This is a genomic window from Pseudomonas sp. SST3 (genome assembly GCF_003325755.1).
The window spans coordinates 1-4,474 of the sequence record NZ_QORI02000115.1 but is presented as its reverse complement, the minus strand read 5'-3'; the positions used below and the strand labels follow the sequence as shown (position 1 = coordinate 4,474).

Here is a 4,474-nt window from a genome sequence, read left to right as displayed (position 1 = left end):
CCGGCACTCCGTCGTCGCCTTCGGAGATGCCACCGGCTTCTTCTGCCAGCGGGCCGCGCATCACCGGTTGGCCGACCATCGGCAGGTTGGTCGGTTGGCCGGAGTTGGCAAATTCGACGTTTGGCGTGGGCTTGCCCAATGGCAACTGCGCCTGCTCAGTTGGCGCGCCGGTGGTTGTCGGTGCCTTGTTGCGACCCGGGATCAACCAGGCGGCGGCTACAGCGACCACGACAACGGCGGAAATAGCCAATACGTGCTTCTTAGGCATAGTGAACCCCATCTTTGGACGCTTGACCGCAGAGCGGCTGGCAATCATGGCTTCGATCATCGCATCGCGGGCAACCTGGTTGATGTTTCCAGGCCAGCCATCGGAGCTTTCGTGAATATCAGAGATCTGCGCAGCGGTGAAAAGTTCGATACCCGCCCCGGCGCCTTCAAGGCGTTGTGCCAGGTATTCGCGGGTTTCTTCCTCTTCGTACGGCTGCAACTCGATGACGTGGAACAGCTCCTGCTCACCACTGATCTGCTCCAGATCGGCGATCAGCGACGACTCACCGAACAGGAACACATGCGGACGACCTTCCGGCGTGCCCGCCGCGAGCGCCAGCAGCGCTTCGAGGGCGGATTCGTCGAGCTGCTCGGCGTCATCTACCAGCAGGTAGACTTCCTGGCCGGTCAGGCCCAACTGCACCACTTGCTTGAGAATCGCGTTCGGCTCGGCATTGGAGACGTCCAACGCCTGCGCTACCTGGCGCAATACGCCGGCCGCATCACCGGCACCGCGGGCCGATACCACCACGCTCTGCACCGATTGCTTGTTGGTGCTGGCCACCAGCGCCTGGCGCAGCAAGGTCTTGCCGCTGCCCAGAGGGCCGGTGACCACCAGCAGCAACTGGCTGTAGCGCGCGAGGTGATGCAACTGCCCCAGTACCGGCTTGCGCTGGGCGGGGAAGAATTTGAAACCCGGCACCCGTGGAGCAAAGGGGTCGTGGCTCAAGTGGTAATGGCCGAGGAACGCCTCGTCGGCATGCAAACTAGTCATCGGGTCTTATTTAACCTTTGAGCTGGGCCAGGGCGCGGTAATCCGCTCCCAGCGTGGCCTGTAGAATCTCTTTTGGATAATCGTCGGTCACCACGGCTTCGCCGATGTGGCGCAGCAGTACCAGTCGAAGTCGACCGTCGATCACTTTCTTGTCTATCGCCATATGTTCAAGGAAATCCGCCTCGGTCATATCCGTGGGCGGAATAACCGGCAAACCGGCGCGCTGGAACAGGCGGATACCGCGATCACGCTCTTGGGCGCTAATCCAGCCCAGGCGCTGCGACATGTCCAATGCCATCACCGTGCCAGCCGCTACGGCTTCCCCATGCAACCACACACCATAGCCCATGTGCGTTTCGATCGCATGGCCGAAGGTGTGGCCCAGGTTCAGTGTGGCCCGCACACCGGACTCGCGCTCGTCGGCATTGACTACCAGCGCCTTGGCCGCGCATGAGCGGGAAATCGCCTCGGTAAGCGCCACCTGGTCGAGGCCGCGCAAGGCGTCCATGTGCTCTTCCAGCCAGGTCAGGAACGGCTCATCGCAGATCAGCCCGTACTTGATGACTTCCGCCAGGCCGGCCGACAGCTCACGCGGTGGCAGGGTGTTGAGGGTAGCAGTGTCGATCAGCACAGCTTGGGGCTGATAGAACGCGCCGACCATGTTCTTGCCCAGCGGGTGGTTGATACCGGTCTTGCCGCCCACCGACGAATCGACCTGGGACAGCAAGGTGGTCGGCACCTGGATAAAATCCACGCCGCGCTGGTAGCAGGCCGCGGCAAAACCGGCCATGTCGCCAATCACACCGCCGCCCAGGGCGACCACAGTGGTTCGACGGTCATGGCGTGCGGTCAGCAGGCCATCAAAGATCAGCTGCAGGGTTTCCCAGTTTTTGTGGGCCTCGCCGTCAGGCAACACCACGGAGATCACCGAGTACGCCGCCAGGCTGCGGCTCAAACGCTCAAGATACAGCGGCGCGACCGTTTCGTTGGAGATGATCGCCACCTGTCGGCCGGCAATATGCGGCGCAAGCAGTTCGGGCTGGTCCAACAGACCTGCGCCAATGTGGATCGGGTAGCTGCGCTCGCCTAGATCGACCTTAAGTGTCTGCATGTGTCCCCGCGTTGAAGATGTATTGACGACCGGCACTGTCGATATCTCGACACCGCCTAGTGGCTCTACGCCATACCTTACAGGGTGATGGCGCGCCGCCGAGAATAGCGCATTTCGGGCCAGGCTTTAACGGGGTGGCAACCGTTGCAAGCGCTCGAGGATGTCGAGCACGACCATCCGAGGTGGCCGCTCATCGGTTTCCACCACCAGATCGGCGATTTCCCGGTACAGCGGATCGCGCAGCGCCAGCAGGTCACGCAGGGTTTTGGCCGGGTCGGCAGTGCGCAACAACGGGCGATTGCGATCACGGGCGGTACGGCCCACCTGCTGCTCGACCGACGCGTGCAAATACACCACTCGACCACCGGCATGCAGCGCCCGACGGTTTTCATCGCGCATGACAGCGCCACCGCCGGTCGCCAATACCACGCCATCGCAGCCGCACAGCTCGGCAATCATCGCCTGCTCGCGGTCACGAAAGCCCAGCTCGCCTTCTTTATCGAAGATCCATGGGATATTGGCACCCGTGCGCAATTCAATTTCCTTGTCGGAATCTTTGAACGGCAGGCGCAGCTCTTTGGCCAGCAAACGGCCGATGGTGCTTTTTCCAGCCCCCATCGGCCCTACAAGAATCAAATTTCGCACAGAATCAACGACTCACAGCAATCGCCTGGTTATTCATGATACGCGGAGTCAGGAATACCAGCAGCTCGGATTTTTTCTCCGCCAGCACATCGCGCCGGAAAAGGCGGCCAAGATACGGCACATCGCCCAAAAATGGCACTTTATCTACCACTTTGCTCTGGGTGTTGGAGAAAACCCCGCCAATGACGATGGTCTCGCCATCCCTGACCAGAACCTTGGCGTTGACCTCGTTTTTCTTGATCGGCGGCACGTCATTGAGGCGATTCAGGTAGTCAGGCTCATCCTTGGTGACCTTGACCGCCATGATCACATGGTCGTCGGGGGTGATTTGCGGCGTGACTTCAAGCGACAGCGAAGCCTCTTTGAACGACACCGAGGTGGCGCCCTGGGAGGTGGATTCCTGGTAAGGAATCTCGGTGCCCTTGAGGATGCGTGCAGTCTCTTTGTCGGAGGTGACGACCTTGGGCTGCGAGACGATCTCACCGTTGCCGGTTTTTTCCATGGCGGTCAGCTCAAGGTCCAGCAACAGGTTGTCGGTGATATAGGCGATCCCCAGGCCCGAGGTTCCGGCCAGCGCCCCCAAGTCGACAAAGGGTGAACTGGGTGGGTTTTGCGGCGGCTCGGCACCCTCCGCCGGCGGCTTGGCAATACCGCCAACGCCGCCGTTGCCGCGGGTGAGCCGCCCACCCCAGCGCACACCCAGGCTTTTGTCGTAGTCGACATTGGCCTCCACAATCCGCGCCTCGATCATGACCTGGCGTACCGGGATATCCAGCTGCGCCACGATGCGCCGCAGCTCTTGGAGCCGCTCGCCAGTCTGGTAGGCGATGATGTTGTTGGTGCGGTCATCCACCGCCACCGAACCGCGCTCATCGGTGGCGCCCTCAAAGCCGGTCACCGACTGAAACAGCTTGGCCAGGTCGGCGGCCTTGGCGTAATTGACCTGCAGCAGCTCCCGACGCAAGGGCGCCAGCTCGGCCATCTGCTTGCGCGACTCCAGCATCAACAGCTCTCGGGCAGCCAATTCATCGGCGGGCGCCACCAGCAGCACGCCCGCCTTGACTCGCTTGTCCAAGCCCTTGGTTTGCAGTACCAGGTCCAGAGCCTGTCCCAGGGCACATCCTTGAGCCGCAGGGTGATCGAGCCCTGCACCTCATCGCTGGTCACCAGGTTGAGCCCGGCGACATCGGCGATTTGCTGCAATACCGCACGCAAGTCGATGTCTTGGAAATTCAGGGTCAGTTTGGCGCCTGTATAGCTGACCGGCGGGGCGCTGTCGGGCGGCGGCAGTTGGATAAGGTCGAGGCGATTGGGCACAGCAGCAGCCATCGGTGCCGTGAACGCTATCCATAGCGCCACACCGAAGGACGAGAAGGTCCTTTTCATTGTTTGATTCCGTTATGAGTTGACGTTCAGCACAAGGGTTCGCGGGCGTTCCAGCCAGGCACCCTGTCCATCGGGAAACAGCTCCACCAGCTCGACAGCAGCGTCTTGAATGGCCGTGACCTGGCCATGGTCCAGCCCCAGGTAATCACCCACCGCCAGCCGATACACCCTGGCCCCAGCCCGCAACAAGGCAAAGGCCTGCGCACCACGGGACAACGTGCCGACCATTTCGAACTGATCGAGGCGCATACCCTCCAACAGTCCCCGTGGCCGGGTGAAATCCGGGGCAA

The 4,474-nt window shown here is 61.5% G+C and carries 4 protein-coding genes and 1 pseudogene; all 5 read right to left on the bottom strand.

From position 1 onward, the window contains the following. On the bottom strand, positions 1 to 1,042 hold a 1,042-nt coding region (locus DQ405_RS24645), incomplete at its 3' end, for an AAA family ATPase (protein ID WP_168426380.1). Positions 1,043 to 1,052: 10 nt separating this feature from the next. Beyond that, positions 1,053 to 2,153, bottom strand: a complete 1,101-nt coding sequence (gene aroB / locus DQ405_RS24640) for a 3-dehydroquinate synthase (RefSeq protein WP_014716582.1) — start codon at positions 2,151 to 2,153, stop codon at positions 1,053 to 1,055. A 126-nt stretch (positions 2,154 to 2,279) separates the two neighbouring features. Beyond that, entirely contained in the window at positions 2,280 to 2,798 is a 519-nt protein-coding gene (aroK, locus tag DQ405_RS24635; protein WP_003187914.1) for a shikimate kinase AroK, read from the bottom strand. A 4-nt stretch (positions 2,799 to 2,802) separates the two neighbouring features. After that, positions 2,803 to 4,058: pseudogene (locus DQ405_RS24630) on the bottom strand (type IV pilus secretin PilQ); the annotation flags it as partial. A 138-nt stretch (positions 4,059 to 4,196) separates the two neighbouring features. Beyond that, on the bottom strand, positions 4,197 to 4,474 hold a 278-nt coding region (locus DQ405_RS24625; RefSeq protein ID WP_168426379.1), incomplete at its 5' end, for a pilus assembly protein PilP.

Excerpts from the sequence above, each read along its gene's own strand:
- aroB (WP_014716582.1), bottom strand. The coding sequence starts at position 2,153 with ATGCAGACACTTAAGGTCGATCTAGGCGAGCGCAGCTACCCGATCCAC.